At 59.2% G+C, this 16,193-nt stretch carries 19 protein-coding genes; 4 read left to right on the top strand and 15 right to left on the bottom strand.

Annotated elements, in window-relative coordinates:
• Positions 1 to 22: 22 nt before the first annotated feature.
• The 4 genes from U9R61_RS14180 (at position 23) to U9R61_RS14165 (ending at position 5,473) form a co-directional block, all read left to right on the top strand.
• Positions 23 to 844: a tetratricopeptide repeat protein gene (locus U9R61_RS14180; RefSeq protein WP_322489512.1), complete on the top strand. Its 822-nt coding sequence runs from the start codon at positions 23 to 25 to the stop codon at positions 842 to 844.
• A gap of 161 nt (positions 845 to 1,005) precedes the next feature.
• Positions 1,006 to 2,385, top strand: a complete 1,380-nt coding sequence (locus tag U9R61_RS14175) for an AAA family ATPase (RefSeq protein ID WP_322489460.1) — start codon at positions 1,006 to 1,008, stop codon at positions 2,383 to 2,385.
• Positions 2,386 to 2,400: 15 nt separating this feature from the next.
• A complete protein-coding gene (locus U9R61_RS14170; protein WP_322489459.1) occupies positions 2,401 to 3,867 on the top strand; it encodes a CpaF family protein in 1,467 nt (488 codons plus the stop codon).
• A gap of 115 nt (positions 3,868 to 3,982) precedes the next feature.
• On the top strand, positions 3,983 to 5,473 hold the full coding sequence (locus U9R61_RS14165) for a phytoene desaturase family protein (RefSeq protein ID WP_322489458.1): 1,491 nt from the start codon (positions 3,983 to 3,985) through the stop codon (positions 5,471 to 5,473).
• 693 nt (positions 5,474 to 6,166) lie between these two features.
• Here U9R61_RS14165 and U9R61_RS14160 read toward each other — a convergent pair.
• The 15 genes from U9R61_RS14160 to rpsD all read right to left on the bottom strand — a co-directional run bounded on the left by U9R61_RS14160 (position 6,167) and on the right by rpsD (position 16,064).
• The gene (locus U9R61_RS14160; RefSeq protein WP_322489457.1) at positions 6,167 to 6,916 is read right to left on the bottom strand and encodes a 3-oxoacyl-ACP reductase family protein; all 750 of its coding nucleotides are present in this window, start codon (positions 6,914 to 6,916) and stop codon (positions 6,167 to 6,169) included.
• A gap of 48 nt (positions 6,917 to 6,964) precedes the next feature.
• The gene (locus tag U9R61_RS14155) at positions 6,965 to 7,711 is read right to left on the bottom strand and encodes a 3-oxoacyl-ACP reductase family protein (RefSeq protein WP_322489456.1); all 747 of its coding nucleotides are present in this window, start codon (positions 7,709 to 7,711) and stop codon (positions 6,965 to 6,967) included.
• A gap of 8 nt (positions 7,712 to 7,719) precedes the next feature.
• Positions 7,720 to 8,679 (bottom strand): ACP S-malonyltransferase, encoded by a 960-nt coding sequence (gene fabD, locus U9R61_RS14150; RefSeq protein WP_322489455.1) that lies wholly within the window; start codon positions 8,677 to 8,679, stop codon positions 7,720 to 7,722.
• A gap of 130 nt (positions 8,680 to 8,809) precedes the next feature.
• A complete protein-coding gene (locus U9R61_RS14145; protein ID WP_322489454.1) occupies positions 8,810 to 9,814 on the bottom strand; it encodes a beta-ketoacyl-ACP synthase III in 1,005 nt (334 codons plus the stop codon).
• Between the two features lie 109 nt (positions 9,815 to 9,923).
• Positions 9,924 to 10,109 carry a 50S ribosomal protein L32 gene (gene rpmF, locus U9R61_RS14140; protein WP_322489453.1) on the bottom strand — a complete coding sequence of 62 codons (186 nt, stop codon included), beginning with the start codon at positions 10,107 to 10,109 and terminating at the stop codon, positions 9,924 to 9,926.
• A 13-nt stretch (positions 10,110 to 10,122) separates the two neighbouring features.
• Positions 10,123 to 10,656 carry a DUF177 domain-containing protein gene (locus U9R61_RS14135; protein ID WP_322489452.1) on the bottom strand — a complete coding sequence of 178 codons (534 nt, stop codon included), beginning with the start codon at positions 10,654 to 10,656 and terminating at the stop codon, positions 10,123 to 10,125.
• 70 nt (positions 10,657 to 10,726) lie between these two features.
• Positions 10,727 to 11,161 carry a hypothetical protein gene (locus U9R61_RS14130; RefSeq protein ID WP_322489451.1) on the bottom strand — a complete coding sequence of 145 codons (435 nt, stop codon included), beginning with the start codon at positions 11,159 to 11,161 and terminating at the stop codon, positions 10,727 to 10,729.
• Positions 11,158 to 11,643, bottom strand: coding sequence for a pantetheine-phosphate adenylyltransferase (coaD, locus tag U9R61_RS14125; RefSeq protein WP_322489450.1), 486 nt, complete (start codon positions 11,641 to 11,643; stop codon positions 11,158 to 11,160). Before coaD ends, U9R61_RS14130 begins: the two co-directional genes overlap by 4 nt.
• A gap of 3 nt (positions 11,644 to 11,646) precedes the next feature.
• Positions 11,647 to 12,225: a 16S rRNA (guanine(966)-N(2))-methyltransferase RsmD gene (rsmD, locus tag U9R61_RS14120; RefSeq protein ID WP_322489449.1), complete on the bottom strand. Its 579-nt coding sequence runs from the start codon at positions 12,223 to 12,225 to the stop codon at positions 11,647 to 11,649.
• Positions 12,226 to 12,318: 93 nt separating this feature from the next.
• Positions 12,319 to 12,717 carry a 30S ribosomal protein S9 gene (gene rpsI / locus U9R61_RS14115; protein WP_066789292.1) on the bottom strand — a complete coding sequence of 133 codons (399 nt, stop codon included), beginning with the start codon at positions 12,715 to 12,717 and terminating at the stop codon, positions 12,319 to 12,321.
• Between the two features lie 92 nt (positions 12,718 to 12,809).
• Complete coding sequence (gene rplM, locus U9R61_RS14110; RefSeq protein ID WP_066789289.1) at positions 12,810 to 13,241, bottom strand: 50S ribosomal protein L13; 432 nt, start codon at positions 13,239 to 13,241, stop codon at positions 12,810 to 12,812.
• 5 nt (positions 13,242 to 13,246) lie between these two features.
• On the bottom strand, positions 13,247 to 14,083 hold the full coding sequence (gene truA, locus U9R61_RS14105) for a tRNA pseudouridine(38-40) synthase TruA (RefSeq protein WP_322489448.1): 837 nt from the start codon (positions 14,081 to 14,083) through the stop codon (positions 13,247 to 13,249).
• A complete protein-coding gene (gene rplQ, locus U9R61_RS14100) occupies positions 14,083 to 14,433 on the bottom strand; it encodes a 50S ribosomal protein L17 (protein WP_322489447.1) in 351 nt (116 codons plus the stop codon). Before rplQ ends, truA begins: the two co-directional genes overlap by 1 nt.
• A gap of 12 nt (positions 14,434 to 14,445) precedes the next feature.
• Complete coding sequence (locus U9R61_RS14095; RefSeq protein WP_322489446.1) at positions 14,446 to 15,399, bottom strand: DNA-directed RNA polymerase subunit alpha; 954 nt, start codon at positions 15,397 to 15,399, stop codon at positions 14,446 to 14,448.
• A 44-nt stretch (positions 15,400 to 15,443) separates the two neighbouring features.
• On the bottom strand, positions 15,444 to 16,064 hold the full coding sequence (rpsD, locus tag U9R61_RS14090) for a 30S ribosomal protein S4 (protein WP_322489445.1): 621 nt from the start codon (positions 16,062 to 16,064) through the stop codon (positions 15,444 to 15,446).
• Positions 16,065 to 16,193 lie beyond the last annotated feature (129 nt).

Below are 16,193 nucleotides of genomic sequence, written 5' to 3'. Positions count from 1 at the left end.
CTTGTCAAAGCAAGATGAAAAGATGCGGATTCGCCGCCGCCTGCAAGAAAAGGCAATTGAATTGGCTGCCTTGAATCGCTGGCAAGAGGCGGTTGAGTTGAACCAGCAGTTGTTGCGCGTGAGCGAAGATGCCGAGACGTATAACCGGTTGGGAAAGGCGCTGTTTGAGCTGGGCAAGTATACCGAGAGCCACCGCGCCTATCAGAACGCCCTGCGCCTGAATGCCTCCAATCCGATCGCGCGCAAGAATGTCGCTCGCCTCGAGGCGCTGCTGGCGCGTGGTATCACTGAAGCGCCGGTGACCCGCTCGACCCGCCAGCAGATCGATATGCGCATGTTTATTACTGAAACCGGTCGCACTGCCCTGACCTCATTAGTTGATGTGCAGCGCGGCCCCGCTGTCGATGCCCTCATTACCGGCGAAAAGGTGGAATTGCGCGTTGAGGGCAAGATGGTGTATGTCGTCGATCTGGATGGCAATTTGATTGGCCGGATCGAACCAAAACTCAGCCATCGCCTCCTTGAGCTGATGAATGGCGGCAATCGTTATCTCGCTGCGGTGGTGCAGTCTGATTCGCGCAATGTGCGGATTCTGATCCGCGAAATCTATCAAGACCCCAGCCAGCGTGGGCGCGTCTCCTTCCCCGGTAAGCTCGGTGAAGGCGCTACTGTCCTCTCCTCGTTCCGCTTCGATGAGTATGAGGATGTGCTCGACGAAGAAGAGTTGGTTGAAGAGCCCGAAACCCTTGATGAGGACTTTATCGGCGGCGATGAAGACGAAGAGATTGGTCTCGATGAGATCGATCAAGATATCGCCGACGAAGATGATCATCTGGAAGAGTGACCTCTGCGCCGGCGTCAGGCTCTGTGCTGACGCCGGCTTCCCCTTGCGCTCCGCCCCGTGGATCGCTATACTACCTCTAGCAGGCGTGCGTCTCACCGGTATGCACCGGGAGATCGCCGCAATGCCTCACTCTTCCGGCGCTAGGGCAGAAAGGGTAGGTTATGAGCTTCCGTCTGCACGAAGTGAATCCGGCGGCCACTCCAGCAAGCGCGCCTTCGCAACGGATGCCTGAGATACCCTCGCAGCCGGCCACCATCGCTGAGACGGGTCTGTCACTGGGTTTTCTGACCGATCATGTGCTGAAGGTGATCTATTTTTCCGGCGCGATTACTGGTCAGAAGCTCGAAGAGACCATTAAGCTGCCCTTTCTTGGTGTGATTGATAAGGTGCTTGAGTTTCTCAAGCTGGAAGAATATGTCGATATCATCGGCGCTGAAGGCGGTTTTAGCGAGCGTTCGTTCCAATACGTCATCACTGGCAAGGGCCGCAATAAGGTTCACGAAGTGATCGATCGGAACCAGTACGCCGGCCCGGCCCCGGTGCCATTGCAGCAGTATGTTGATATCACCCTCCGCCAGAGCATCGGCGAACTGGTGATCGATCAGGCGACGATTCGCAAGGCGTTTAGCCATCTGGTCGTCAGCGAGAAGATGCTCGATAAGATTGGCCCAGCCGCCAATTCCGCCCGCTCGCTCTTCCTGTACGGCCCTCCCGGTAATGGGAAAACCACGATTGCCGAGGGGATCGCAAACCTGCTCGGCGGGTTGGTGATTATACCCTACGCCGTTGAAATTGACGGCCAGATTATCAAGGTCTTTGATCCGCTTAACCATCAGGTCGTGCAGGTCAATGAAGTTGGCCATGCCGAGCTGCCGCCGCCATCACCGTTTGGCGGGCCGGTGGCAGCGCCAGTCACGACCTATCCCGATGCGCGGTGGGTGGTCTGTAAACGACCGCGGGTGATGGTGGGTGGCGAGCTTGAACTCGAACAGCTTGAGCTCATCTTCGACCCGATTTCAAAGGTCTACGAAGCGCCGTTCCAGATGAAGGCCAATGGCGGCCTCTTCTTGATCGATGATTTTGGCCGCCAGAAGTGCCGCCCGCAAGATCTGCTCAACCGCTGGATTGTGCCGCTCGAGAAGAAGGTTGACTTCCTTGCCTTGCAGACTGGCAAGAAGATTCAAGTGCCGTTTGATGTGCTGATCGTCTTTTCCACCAATCTCAACCCCAAAGATTTGGTTGACGATGCCTTCTTGCGCCGTATTCGCCACAAGATCGAAGTGCCCAACCCATCGCCAACCGAGTTTCGGGCGATCTTCCAGCTCGTGTGCAAACAAAAACGCATCCCGTATAGCGATGATGGTTTGCGCTACCTCATCCAAGAACACTATATGAAAGTTGGGCGCGAGCTGCGCTCCTGCCATCCGCGTGATTTGTGCGATCAGATATTGGATGAATCGAAATACCGTGGTATTCCGCCGGCGATGTCTCGCGAGTTGATCGATCGCGCCTGCGAAGCGTATTTTGTCAAGCTCGGCTAAGGAGGTTGGATCACTATGTCGCTGCTCAAACGTCTCACCGGTAATCCTGCTCAGCCCGAGCCTGCGCCGGCTGTTGCCACCCCTCCCCCGCCGGCTCCGGCAGCAACGGTCGCTCCGGCGCCGCCCCCGCCACCCCCGGCCGCTGCTCCGGCCGCGCCAGCCCGCCCGGCGGTGCAAGATGCAACACCGGCGAATGATCAGAAGCGCATGCTTGATCTGTCGCTCTGGATTGTAGACCGGATTCAGGCTTCTTTAGGTAATCAGACCGAACTGAAACGCTCTCCTGAGACCGAACGGCTGTTGCAAGAGCGTTTTGCCCGCGTCTATCAGCAGGCGAATGTGAATTTGCCTGATCAAGATGTCAAGAAGCTCTTCGCCATGGTGTGCGATGAGCTGTTTGGCTTTGGGCCGCTTCAGCCGTTGCTCGATGATGATAGCATCTCGGAGGTCATGGTCAATGGCCCATACAAAGTCTACATCGAGCAAAAAGGCAAGCTCAAGCTGACCGATGTCCGATTTGCTTCGGATGAGCACGTGATGAAGATCATTGACCGCATTATTCGCCCGTTGGGCCGCCGTATCGACCGCAAGTGGCCGATGGTTGACGCTCGCTTGCCCGACGGTTCGCGTGTTAATGCGATCATTCCGCCTTGTGCGATCGATGGCTCTACGATTACGATCCGCAAGTTTTCTAAGAATAAGCTTAAGGTCGAAGATCTGATTCGCTTTGGTTCGATGACGCCAGAGATGGCCGAGTTCCTGCGGGCCTGCGTCGTCTCGCGCTTGAATATCGTGGTCGCTGGCGGCACCGGCTCCGGTAAGACGACGTTGCTCAACGTGCTCTCGAACTTCATCCCCGAAGATGAGCGGATTGTGACGATTGAAGACAGCGCCGAATTGCAGTTGGCTCAAGATCACGTCGTCCGCCTCGAAGCGAAACCGCCAGAGATTGACGGATCAGGTCGGGTGACGATTCGTGATCTGGTGATCAACTCGCTGCGTATGCGCCCTGAGCGGATCGTGATCGGCGAGTGTCGCGGCGGCGAGACGCTCGATATGTTGCAGGCGATGAATACCGGTCACGATGGCTCGCTGACCACGCTCCACGCTAATGCGCCGCGCGAGGCGATCGCTCGTATGGAGACGATGGCCTTGATGGCCGGGATGGAGATGCCGCTGAAGGTGATCCGCGAGCAGATCGCGTCGGCGATCGACCTGATTGTGCAGCAGACCCGCCTCGAAGACGGTTCGCGTAAAGTGGCCTACATTACCGAAGTGCAGGGCATGGAAGGCGATACCGTCGTGCTGCAAGATATCTTTAAGCTCGAAATCCTCGGCAAGACCGGTGAGGGTAAATTGATCTCCGAATTGCGCCCGACCGGTGTGCGGCCTAAGTTTACCCCTCGCCTCGAACAGCACGGCTTCAAACTGCCGCCGAGCATCTTCGGCGCGCAGATTCCGGGCCAGCGGGGTCGGTTTTAGTCGGTGAACGTCACGCAAAGACGCGCAGACGCAGCGGGTTGGCCGGGTGGTTTGCGATCAGCGTCCGGCAATTGCTTGCGTCTTAGCGTCTTTGCGTTGTATTGTGTGTCACGTTATGGCGCATCCAACCCAACTTCCGATGATCATCGTTGGCGGCGGCTTGGGCGGTTTGGCGGCGGCGATCCGGCTGGCTGCCCAAGGCCGGCGCGTTATCCTTTGTGAAAAGAACGAACGTGTAGGCGGCAAGCTGAACCTCCATCAGGCCGAGGGGTATACCTTTGATACTGGCCCGTCGTTGTTGACGATGCCGTGGGTGATCCGCGATCTGTTCGCCGCCGCCAACCGCCGGATGGATGACTACCTCTGCTTTGAGCAAGTGGAGCCGACCTGCCGCTATTTCTGGCCCGATGGCTCGCGCTTTGATGCGTGGCAGCGACTGCCCCAGTTGATCCAAGAGATCGAGCGCATTAGCCCGGCTGATGTGCCCAATTTCTTTCGCTTTATGGCCCATACTGCCCGTATCTACGATGCGGTGGCCGGCCCCTTTCTACTGCGCCCGTTTGATGGTTTGCGCGAATTGATCACGCCAACGATGGCGCGCCACGCCCTGCGCATCGATTCGCTCCGCAGCGTTGATGCGGCGGTGCGCTCGTTCTTCCGTAGCCCCCGCCTACGCCAGCTCTTTAATCGCTATGCGACCTACAACGGCTCATCGCCGTACCTGTCACCCGCCACGTTTAACCTGATTGCCTATATCGAGCTGACGGAAGGCGGTTGGTATGTGCGCGGCGGGATGTATCAATTGGCCGTGGCGCTGGCCCGTTTGGCTGTGGAGCTAGGGGTTGAGCTGCGCACGAGCGCGCCGGTGGCCGAGATCATGGTTGAAGGTGGCAGCGCGCGCGGAGTGCGGCTGGTCGATGGCACGGTCTTGCCGGCTGTGGCAGTGGTGGTGAACGCCGATCCGCAATACGCTTACGAGCGGCTGATCCCCGGTGGCCAGCGCGAGGCGCGCCGCCTTGCCCGTATTGAACCGTCATACAGCGGAGTGGTGCTCTTTTTAGGGGTTGAAGGCGATTTTCCGCAGTTAGCCCACCACAACATCTTCTTTGGCGGTGACTATCCGGCTGAGTTTCAGGCGATCGTGCGCGACCGCCGTCCGGCGCTCGATCCGACGGTGTATATCGCTGCAACCTGCCGCTCCGACCCAGCGCATGCCCCACCCGGCCACATGAATCTGTTTGTGCTGGTGAATGCCCCGGCTGACGATGGCCGGATCGACTGGGAAGCCGTGCTGCCGGCCTACCGCGATCACATCATCGCTAAACTCGAGACGATGGGCCTGCGCGGTTTGCGCCACGCTATTCGCTACACCCATCACTGGACGCCGCGCGATCTGGCGCAGCGCTACAATGCCGCTTTTGGCGCGATCTATGGCATCAGCTCCAATTCCCCGTTCGCCGCTTTTGCCCGCCCGCCCCTGCGCGCGCGCCGGGTGCGCGGCTTGTACTTCGTTGGTGGCGGCACCCATCCCGGCGGCGGTATCCCGTTAGTCTTGCTTTCGGGGCAAGCAGTAGCGGCCCGGATCGCGGCTGATATGCCGGTGTAAACAAAAATCCTTTACACTCCTGTAGTTGTGCCTGACGAATATTTAATGGCTTTTTAACCATCCGATGACTGATAGCATAAAGAATTGTGGTTTATCATCGTTAAGTTACGATTAAGTACTTGATTTTTGACCTTCAGGGTGCTATGATAAGGCCGTAGCCTCGAGAGAACATCAGAAACCGGAAGGGGGAACCAACCACTTACGTGCAACCGGGAAGCAAGCGCTTCACCTCTAATGTAAAGAATTATGTGTGGGTAAGTCTAGAGAGATGAAGCGTAAGTTCGGGGAAACGGCCGCCATCAAAAAAGAAGGTAAAGATGATGGGGTCGGGGGGACGAACAGACAAGCGCCAGGTTACTGCTGAGTAATCGGATGCTCTGCGAGCCGTACGGTTGCCTCCCAAACAAACTCACCGCGTTGGGTAAGAAGGAGCTGCTATCCCACGCTAGATGGTGAGATAATCCAATAGCAAAAGCTAGCCCGGCGCATAATCTGCTGAAGGCGGAGCAGCTAAAGGACCTGTGAGGGTACGGTGGATGGGAACCTTCTTGCCGCTCTGGTGAACTCTCGAGGCGGTTGGTTTCCGAGAGGGTTTAACGTAGGCGGGTAATTAAATTGATCCGTTTAGTCGCGATGCGGTAGGCAACTACCGCATCTGCGTTTTTAGGCTGGCATAAGGGGAACGCTGCGCCCCTACGCCATCGTCCAGCCGCCATCGACGGCCAGCGTCTGTCCGGTGATATATGATGCTACCGGCGACGCAAGGAAGAGCACGGCGGCGGCGACCTCTTCTGGTTTCCCCAACCGGCGTAACGCGATGATATTCGCGCTCCACTCTTGGATCGGTTTGGGGATGGTCTGCACGAGCTCTGTTTCGATCATTCCCGGTGCGACCGCGTTGACTGTGATCTGCCACGGTGCCGCTTCGCGGGCTAAGGCGCGTGTTAGCCCGATGATCCCGCCGGCTGCTGCGGCAAAGTCGGCTTGGCCGGGAAAGCCAGAGGATCCGTAGAGTGCCGCCACATTGATAATCCGTCCGTAGCGCTGTTGCATCATTGGGCGCAGTGCGGCGCGGCAGGTGTGATAGACCCCGCTGAGGTTGGTTTGGATTGTTTGGCGCCAACGCTCGCTGCTCATCTCGCTCAGCGGACCATAAGCGGCGATGCCGGCGCTGTTGATCAAGATATCAAGCTGGCCCCACCGCTCGAGTGCCGCATTCACCAACACAGGCCCACTGTCAACTTCGCGGACATCGATTGCCAGTGCTGCGGCTTCGCTGCCAAGCGATTGGGCCACGGCAACAATACTGCCCGCAGCCGGCTCGTCGTGATGGTACCCTACCAACACCCGCGCGCCATGTCGGGCGAGTCCGCGCACAATCGCTTGCCCGATCCCTCCCGACCCGCCGGTAACGATTGCTACTTGTCCGGTGAAGTCGATCATTGTTGCTTCTATCCCGTTCCGTGGTGCAGTCATTGCCGCGCAATAACCCTACGGCATCACCCAACCGCCGTCGATGGTCAAGATATGGCCGGTAATGTACGAAGCGCGTGGCGAGACGAGAAACCGGATGGCGGCAGCGACCTCTTCGGGCCGGCCAAACCGGCCCAACGCGATCGCTTGCAGCGCCCATGCCCGTAACGCTTCCGGCACGGTTTCCACCATATCGGTTTCGATATAACCGGGAGCGACCACATTGACGGTAATGCCGTCACGGGCGACTTCACGGGCGAGCGAGCGGCTCAAGCCGATAATGCCGGCTTTGGCGGCGGCATAATTTGTTTGGCCGACATTGCCGGCTAGCGCCGCTAGCGAACTGACTGACACGATCCGGCCATAGCCAGCGGCGCGCATGATTGGTACCGCAGCGCGGCAACAGAGAAAGACTGAGGTCAGATCGGTTTCAATCACCTGTTGCCATTGCTCTGGGCGCAGGCGGGCTAGCGGCGCATCGGCAGTGATGCCGGCGTTATTCACTAGCACGTCGATCCGGCCCCAACGCTCTAGCGCCGCGTCTACCATCCGCTCGACCGCCTGCTCATCGGCAACGTTGGCTTGATAAGCGAACGCCTCACCGCCATTGGCGACAATTTCAGCCGCCAAAGCTTCAGCCGCCGCGGCGCTTCGCTGATAGTTGATCAATACGCGCGCCCCGGCAGCAGCCAGCTCAATGGTTGTGGTGCGCCCGATCCCGCGTGCGCCACCGGTAATAATGGCAACCTGCCCCTGCAATTCCATAGCATTCTCTATACCGGTTGCATGGTCGTCAATGCCCGTACATCCTCGAAGGTGGCGACGTTAATCAAGCGTGCTGCAGGCGCAATCCGGCGAATCAAACCGGTCAATACTCTTCCTGGTCCGATCTCGACGAAGGTTTCGACCCCCATCGCCACCATGTGCTGTACCGACGCGATCCAACGTACCGGCGCTACCACTTGCGCGACCATCTCGCGCCGCACATCATCGGCATCGCGGAGCGGTTCAGCCGTGACATTGGCAATCAGCGGAATATCCAGATCACGGACGGTCGCACTGGCAATTGCCTGTGCCATACCTTCGGCGGCTTCGACCATCAAGGGGGAATGGAAGGCTGCGCTGACTTTGAGGGGAATCACCCGTTTTGCGCCGCGACTTTTGGCGAGCAGACTGGCGTGTTCCACGGCCACCACACTGCCGCTGATCACGAGCTGGTCAGGGGCATTGTAATTGGCGATGACCACGGTACCGTGCAATTGGTTGTGGTGTTGCAGCGCCGCGCTTACCTCTTGGCAGATCTGTTCAAGGATGCCGGCATCAAGCCCGATGACGGCTGCCATGCTGCCATCGTGAGCGGCGGCCATCAATTCGCCCCGGCGGCGCACGAGGCGCAACGCCGTGGTGAAATCCAACGAACCACCTGCAACCAAGGCCGAATATTCGCCAAGGCTGTGGCCGGCGACCGCAATCGGTGGTTCGAGTCGGTCGCCTAATAGTTCGCGCATCGCGGCTAAGAGGGCCATGCTGGTGGTGAGGAGCGCCGGTTGCGCATTCTCAGTGGCGGTGAGGTCGGTTTCTGGCCCGCTAAAGCACAATTCACTCAACCCGAAATCAAGCGTCTCGTCCGCAGTGGCAAAAATCTGGCGCGCTGCTACCGATGCCGCGATCAAATCACGCCCCATGCCAACTACCTGCGATCCCTGACCCGGAAAGACCCATGCAATACTCATGGTTGGCCCGCCTTCTCCTTCCCTGCCAGCGCCGTGCCCTCCCCCTCGGCTCTTGCGCTAGCGTGACCGCTCATCGTCTGTGTTAGCTCGTTATAGCTGCTGGGCCGCAACGAGCGGCCCAGCAAACCCCTTACTGCGCCGGACGGCCCCAGCGTACCACGCCCGACCCCCATGTTAAACCGCCACCAAATGCGGTGACTAAGACATAGTCGCCAGATGTAATCCGGCCTTGTTGGGCAGCTTCGTACAGGGCAATCGGAATGGAGGCCGCCGATGTGTTGCCATACCGGTCAAGATTGATCATCACCCGCTCAGGCGGAATTTCGAGCCGGCGCGCGACCGCATCAATAATCCGCACATTGGCTTGGTGTGGGATGACCAGCGCAATATCGTCGATCGTCAACCCAGCCGCTTGCACCACCTGCATCGCTGAATCGCTCATCTCACGCACGGCGTGCTTAAAGATTTCACGCCCATTCATGTAGACATATTGCCGGCCTTCAGCCAGCAACTCGGCAGTGAGCGGCATGCGCGTGCCGCCGGCATCAACCGCCATCAGGTCTTCGAGGTTGCCGTCGGCGCTCAGGTTGGAAGCAATCAGGCCAGACGGCTGATCGGTCGCTTCTAGCACCACTGCGCCGGCGCCATCGCCAAACAAGACGCAGGTGTTGCGGTCGTCCCAGTTAATATAGTGGGTAAAGATATCGGCCCCGATCAGCAAGAGGCGGCGGCTCACCCCACTTTTAATCAGGCTCGTGGCGACGGTCAGTCCGTAGACGAAACCGCTACAGGCTGCTGCTAGATCAAACGCTGTTGCGCGCGGGATTTGCAACTGGGCTTGCACCGTGCAAGCGGTCGCGGGGAAAGGTCGATCAGGGGTGCAGGTAGCGACGATCACCGTGTCAATGGTCGCCGCATCGAATCCTGCCATTGCTAGCGCCTCGCGTCCGGCGGCGGTTGCGAAGGTTGACGTGCTCTCACCGGGACTAGCGACTCGGCGTTCACGGATGCCGGTACGGGTGCGGATCCACTCATCAGAGGTGTCAATCCGTTGTGCCAGCTCATCATTCGTGATCACACGCGAGGGGACGGCCATACCCCAGCCGATCACTGCTGCGTAACGTTCCCTGCTCACCCTCACGGCCTTTCTATCTACGGTGAAGGGCTGCCAAACCGATCCGATCGGCAGGCAGCCCCCTTCATGCCTGTGGACCCTGTACGTGTCGCGATCCAAGCGTAACTGACTACTCAGCGTTCACTTTCAGGACCTGCCGGCCCTTGTAGTAACCGCACGACAGGCATACGCGATGCGCCCGCATCAATTCGCCGCAGCGCGGGCAAGTTACCATAACCGGCGGTGTCAACGCCAGATGCTGCCGCCGGTTACCGCGCCGGTGGCGCGATACTTTTCGTTTCGGTACTGCACCCATGATTTGTTACTCCTCAGTTTTGGTTCCGTTGTCGCTCTGCCCATTCACGCAGCGCAGCGAAGCGTTCATCGACTGGAGCGTCGTCTTCCTCAATGCCTTCCGACTCAACCGTATAGTTGACCGGTTGGTCGCGGTAAGCCGGCGCGACCGGGTTCATCGGCAAGCTGATCAGCGCGTAGCTGCGAATCGCTTCACCCACATCGATATGGTGCAGCTCATCGAGCATAAACGGATCATCTTCCACCGGTTTTGGCAATCGGTGCCCATTCACCACATCGACCACAGCGTAAAACTGATCGCTGAAGTCGAGATCAAGTTCATAATCGAACTGTTCAAGCGAGCGCACGCAAGTGAGGGTGACAACGCCGTGAACAGTCACCTGTGCGTACACACCAGCCGCCGTGCGGGTCAAACGGAGGCGACCGCTAATATTGCGCAACGTCAGATCGTCATCGAGCTGCAGCGCCGGCTCGGTAAACGAGATATCACGTCGCGCTCCCATCTCTTCGCGCAGCAATTGCGCGAGGTTAAACCGTAGAGCTGTCATAATATTTACCTGTGGCGCGCCATTGGCCCCGCCACAAGCGCCAAATTATAGGCGAGAGAGTGGCGGGTTGTCAAGCGCCCGGTTGGCGCTCATCCAGCGCATGCAAGCCATTCCGCACACTCGTGAGCAACTTGCTCAGCCGCTCATCGAGTTCTTCCAATACTTGCCGGGCATAGGCGTCAGCGCCGGCTCGCACCTCAGCGGCTTCCTGTTCGGCCTGTTGCAGCAAGCGCGCTCGCTCCGCTTCAACCGCCGCCAACAGACCGCGTTCGCTCAGCACCTCTTGCACGCGGGCTTGCGCAGCAGCGAGCAATTGCTCTTGCTCGGCGATAATTCGGCGGGCGCGCCGGATCTCTTCGGGAATGACTGTGCGCATCTGGTCGATGATCTCGATCACGCGACCTTCATCAATCAGCGTGCGCCCGCCGCTGAGGGGCAAGCGAACTCCGGCAGCGATCACCTCTTCCAATTCATCAATCAGATCATCCAGCTCGATGGCGATCACCCCCTCTGCGCGAACTTTTCCCGTAAGGCCGCAACAACCAACGGCGGCGCAAATTCCACCGGATCGCGCCCTAGGCTCGCCATTTCACGCACAGCCGTCGAGCTGATGTGCGCGAATGGCCGCCCGGCCATCAACACCACCACTTCAATCTCGGGATCGATCGTCTGATTGACCTGCGCCATCTGGAACTCAGCTTCAAAATCGCTCCCGGCGCGCAGGCCGCGCACGATGGCGCATGCGCCAACCTCACGCGCGAATTCGACTGTGAGGATGTGGTAGCTCATCGCTTCCACATTGGCGAGGTCGGCGGTCGTCGCTCGTAACAATTGCAAGCGCTCTTCGGTTGAAAACAGCAACCGCTTTTGTGGTCGATCGAAGACGGCCATAATGACCCGGTCGAAGATGCGCGCAGCGCGGCGGGCGATATCAAGGTGAGCGTAAGTGACCGGATCGAAACTGCCGGGATAGATGGCGATGCGCATGGCTTACCCTTCTTGTTCCGGCGTAGCGGTGGTCGCGAGTTCGTAGATCGAAAAACAGGAGTCTCCCAGCCGGCGAAATTTGATCCGATGCAGACCGGGATACGCATCGGCGAGCGTGACGCGGGGCGAATGCCCGACAATCAGCAAACTGCCCTCTTTGCCAACGCCACTGCTCGCGACGAGCTGTATGGTCGCCTCGATCTCTGGATCAGCATACGGCGGGTCCATAATGATTATATCATAGCGTCCAACGCCGCGCTGACGGTGCAAAAAGCGATCAACCGGCATGTGATGGATGCGCGCTTGCTGATCAAAACGAGTATGGCGCAGATTTTCGGCGATGATAGAGCAGACGTGCGCATTGCGCTCGACGAAATCGGCGCTGTCAGCCCCGCGAGATAGGCATTCGATGCCGAGCGAGCCGGTGCCGGCGTAGAGATCAAGCACGGTGCCGCGAATCGGCCCGTACCCTTCTAGCACGGAAAAGAGCGCCTCTTTGACTCGATCCAGCATGGGCCGGGTGCCAAGCCCTTTCGGCGCTTTCAGGCGATGCCCTTTGGCTTTTCCGGTGATCACGCGCATGCCAACCGCCCAGTGAATGATAATGCATAGCAGACGGCCGGGTCGCGGACCGTCTGCCTGCTTGCATCGCTGCGATAATCGCTGATGTCTGCGTTAGCGCTTGGTGTACTGAGGTGCCTTGCGCGCGCGCTTGAGACCGACCTTCTTCCGCTCTTTCGCGCGTGGGTCGCGGGTGAGCAGGCCAGCCTGTTTGAGCGTTGGGCGCAGCTCGCTATCGTAATCGAGCAGGGCGCGGGCAATGCCGTGCCGCACCGCACCGACCTGCCCGGACACGCCACCCCCCTTGACCTTCACCAGTACGTTAAACGTGTTGAGGTGATTAGTCAACACCAGCGGCAGCCGTAGATTGCGCTGGAACAGATCGCGATTGCCGAAGTAGTCTTCCGGCTTCTTACCATTGACGATAAAATCCCCACTACCGGGGAAGAGGCGCACCCGTGCCACCGCCGTCTTGCGGCGGCCGGTGCCCTGATAGTAGCGCTTGGCTTCCATTTCTTCTCCTCACCACCTGTGCGCCGGGTATGGCGCGTGCTCGTGATCAACGCGCGAGGGCGCGAGTTGCAGTACCAACGGCCCACGCTGCACTAGCGCGGGATGTAGGGCTTGGGCTGCTGCGCAGCGTGCGGGTGGTTCGGCCCGGCGTAGATGCGCAGTTTGGTCAGCAACCGGCGGCCCATCCGGTTCTTCGGCAGCATCCGCTTGACGGCAAGCCGCAGAACGCGATCCGGGCTCTTGGCCAGCATCATCTTGTACGGCGTGGCTTTGATGCCTCCCGGATACCCAGTGTGCCGATAGTAAATCTTCTGATCCGGCTTGCGCCCGGTCAACACAATCTTCTCGGCGTTGACCACAATCACGAAATCACCGCCGTCGATCGACGGAGTATACGTCGGCTTGTGCTTGCCGCGCAGCAGCGTACTGATCTGCGTCGCCAACCGGCCGAGCACCTTCCCGCTCGCATCAATGACGTACCAGTCGCGCTGCACTTCTGACGGTTTCTGATGATAGGTCTTCACAGCACCTATTCCTCGTGTACGTAGGACGAAGGCTGTTCGACCTTCGTCGTGCCATTTTGCCGTTCTATTGGTTCAACCCAGCGAATAAGGCCGGGCGGGTAGCGCACCGCCGTGAGCGTCAACCCGTGCGCTGGGGCGGTTGGCCCGGCCAGCCGGCGATCACGGCTGACCAATACCTCACCAAACTGATCGACGGTCATCCGCCCACGCCCAACGAGCAGCAGCGTGCCGACGATCATCCGCACCATATGTTGCAGAAACGCATTTGCCGCTAGCTCGATGGCTAATAACCGCCGGTCAAACCACTCCCGCTCGACGATCCGGGTCCAGTGCATCGTCCGCACCGTCGAGCGTTGGGTTGGCGTGGCCGTCGTGAAGGCGGCAAAATCGTGCGTTCCCTCCAGTAACCGAAGCGCTGCGGTCATTGCTGCTACATCAAGCGATCCTGCGTAATGCAGCGCCTGATGGCGGAGTTGCGGCAATGGCGCCGGCGCACAATCGATCAGATAGCGATATTCACGCTGCAGAGCACTAAAGCGCGCGTGAAAATCGCGCGGCACTTCACCGACATTCTGCACCGCCAAATCGGTTGGCAGATGCGCATTCAGGCCACGCCAGATGGTAGCGAGCGAATGGCGAGTGTCCGTTTGCACATGCGCCACCTGCCCAGAAGCGTGGACACCGGCATCAGTGCGTCCAGCCAACACAATCCGGCGTTGTTCCTGCGTCAGCGCCTCCCATGCCGATTCGAGCGCGCCTTGCACCGTGCGAATGTTGGTTTGCCACTGCGAGCCGGCGAAATCGGCGCCGTCATAGGCTAGCAGCAGCGCAATCGTCCGCATCAGACCAACTCGATCAAGGCCATTTCAGCCCCATCGCCGCGGCGCGGGCCGAGCTTGGTAATCCGCGTGTAGCCGCCATTGCGCCCGCCGTAAGTGGTCGGCGCAAAAGTAAACAGCTTGCGCATCGCGTCCTTGCTAGCCAGCTTCGAAAGCGCCATCCGGCGCGCATGCGGCGTGTCCTCGCGCGCAATCGAGAGCAGTTGTTCAATTTCAGGCTGGACCGCGCGCGCCTTGGCCAGCGTCGTCTTAATCTTCTTGTGCTCAATGAGGGCGATCATGAGGTTACGGTAGAGCGCCTTGCGGTGCTCATACGACCGCCCCAGCAATTTTCCGGCATGTCGATGTCGCATGGTCGTATCCCCTTAGCGCGACGCCCCATTCGCAGGCAATCGCGGAATATAACCCCGTTCGATCAATTTATCGCGAATCTCTTCCATCGATTTCTGGCCGAGATTGCGCACCGACAAGAGCGCCTTCTCGTCCATCTGCAACACCTGACCGATCTTGGTGATTTCGGCCCGCTTCAGGCAGTTATATGTGCGGGTCGAAAGTTCCAACGTCTCGATCGAGGTGTCATAGACGCTCGCTGGAATCTCCAACCCATTCGCTTCGTTCTGAGCTTCCGGTTCGGCGGCCAGCCGGTTGAAATTCGCGATCGTCGTGTTGTAATGCACCAACACCCGAGCCGCATAGTCGAGTGCATCGACCGGCCGCACGGTGCCGTTGGTCCACACCTCAAGAATCAGGCGGTCGAAGTCAGTTGCTTGGCCGATACGGGTGTTTTCCACCATATAATTCACCCGCGGCACTGGCGTAAAGATCGCGTCGATCGGAATCTCACCCAGCGGCAGGATCCCGCGCTGATCAGCCGACAGATAGCCGCGACCGCGCTCAATCGTTGCTACCAACTCAAACTGCGCCTGCGCATGTTCGAGGGTGCAGATATAGTGATCGGGATCAACGACCGCCAGCCCCTCTGGCAAGACCAGATCGGCTGCCGTCACGATGCCCGGTCCCTGCTTCCGGATCGTCGCGGTTGCCGTGCCTTCGTGGCGGCCACGCAGGTGGATGCCTTTCAGGTTTAAAATGATCTCGACCACATCCTCGGTCACGCCGGAGATGGTATCGCTCTCCTGATAGACACCGGCAATACGCACGTGGGTAATCGCCGATCCGGGAATGGCGGTAAGCAAGACGCGCCGCAGCGCGTTGCCGAGCGTATGTCCATAGCCCGGATCGAGCGGCTCGATTTTAAAGCGCCCAAAGGTCTCGGTCGTCTCGACAACCTCGATCTTTGGTTGAGCGATATCGAGCACGGCTGCCTCCCATTTCTTCGTTTGCATCCCGCAGACGGGAGCTACTACCGGCTATAGAACTCGACGATTAACTGCTCGTTGATCCCGGCCTCAGCATCTTCACGGCGCGGCAGCGAGACCACCGTACCCGAGAGGTCAGCGGCATTCAGCCGGAGCCATTCGGGGGCGCGGTGCTTGTTTAACGCGCCGCTATCGACCAGATTCTTAAAATAGGTGCGGCTGCGGCTCTGCGGGCGCACCGCGATCACTTGCCCAACCTTCACGGTATACGACGGGATATTTGTCTTGCGACCATCAACAACGATATGCCCGTGACTCACCAATTGGCGAGCCTGCGCGCGCGTCGTGGCGAACCCAAGCCGGTATACCACATTATCGAGCCGGCGCTCGAGCAAGCTCAGCAAGTACTCGCCGGTCACGCCGCTGCGGCGCGACGCCTGCTCGAACAAACGGCGGAACTGGCGCTCGAGGACGCCATACAGAAACTTTGCTTTCTGCTTTTCGCGCAATTGCATCCCATAGTCGGACAACTGCCGGCGACGGGCGGCAGCACCGTGCTGGCCCGGCGGATCCGACCGCTTATTCAGAATGCGCTGTCCTTTTTCGGTGATTCCAATCCCCAGCCGCCGGCTCACCTTACCGACGGGGCCTGTGTATCGCGCCATAGTCTTCCTTATCCTTTGTCAATATCACGAACGCAGGGAAGCTGCGTTCCACTTTGCACGCCTGTGAGATGGGCGCCGGCGCTGCTGCTTACACGCGCCACCGCAGTGGGCGTCCGGGAACAATGCCCT

It is taken from the genome of Chloroflexus sp. (assembly GCF_034431535.1).
GTDB lineage: Bacteria > Chloroflexota > Chloroflexia > Chloroflexales > Chloroflexaceae > Chloroflexus.
The sequence above is the reverse complement of the archived record's forward strand: the minus strand, read 5'-3'. Positions and strand labels throughout refer to the sequence as shown.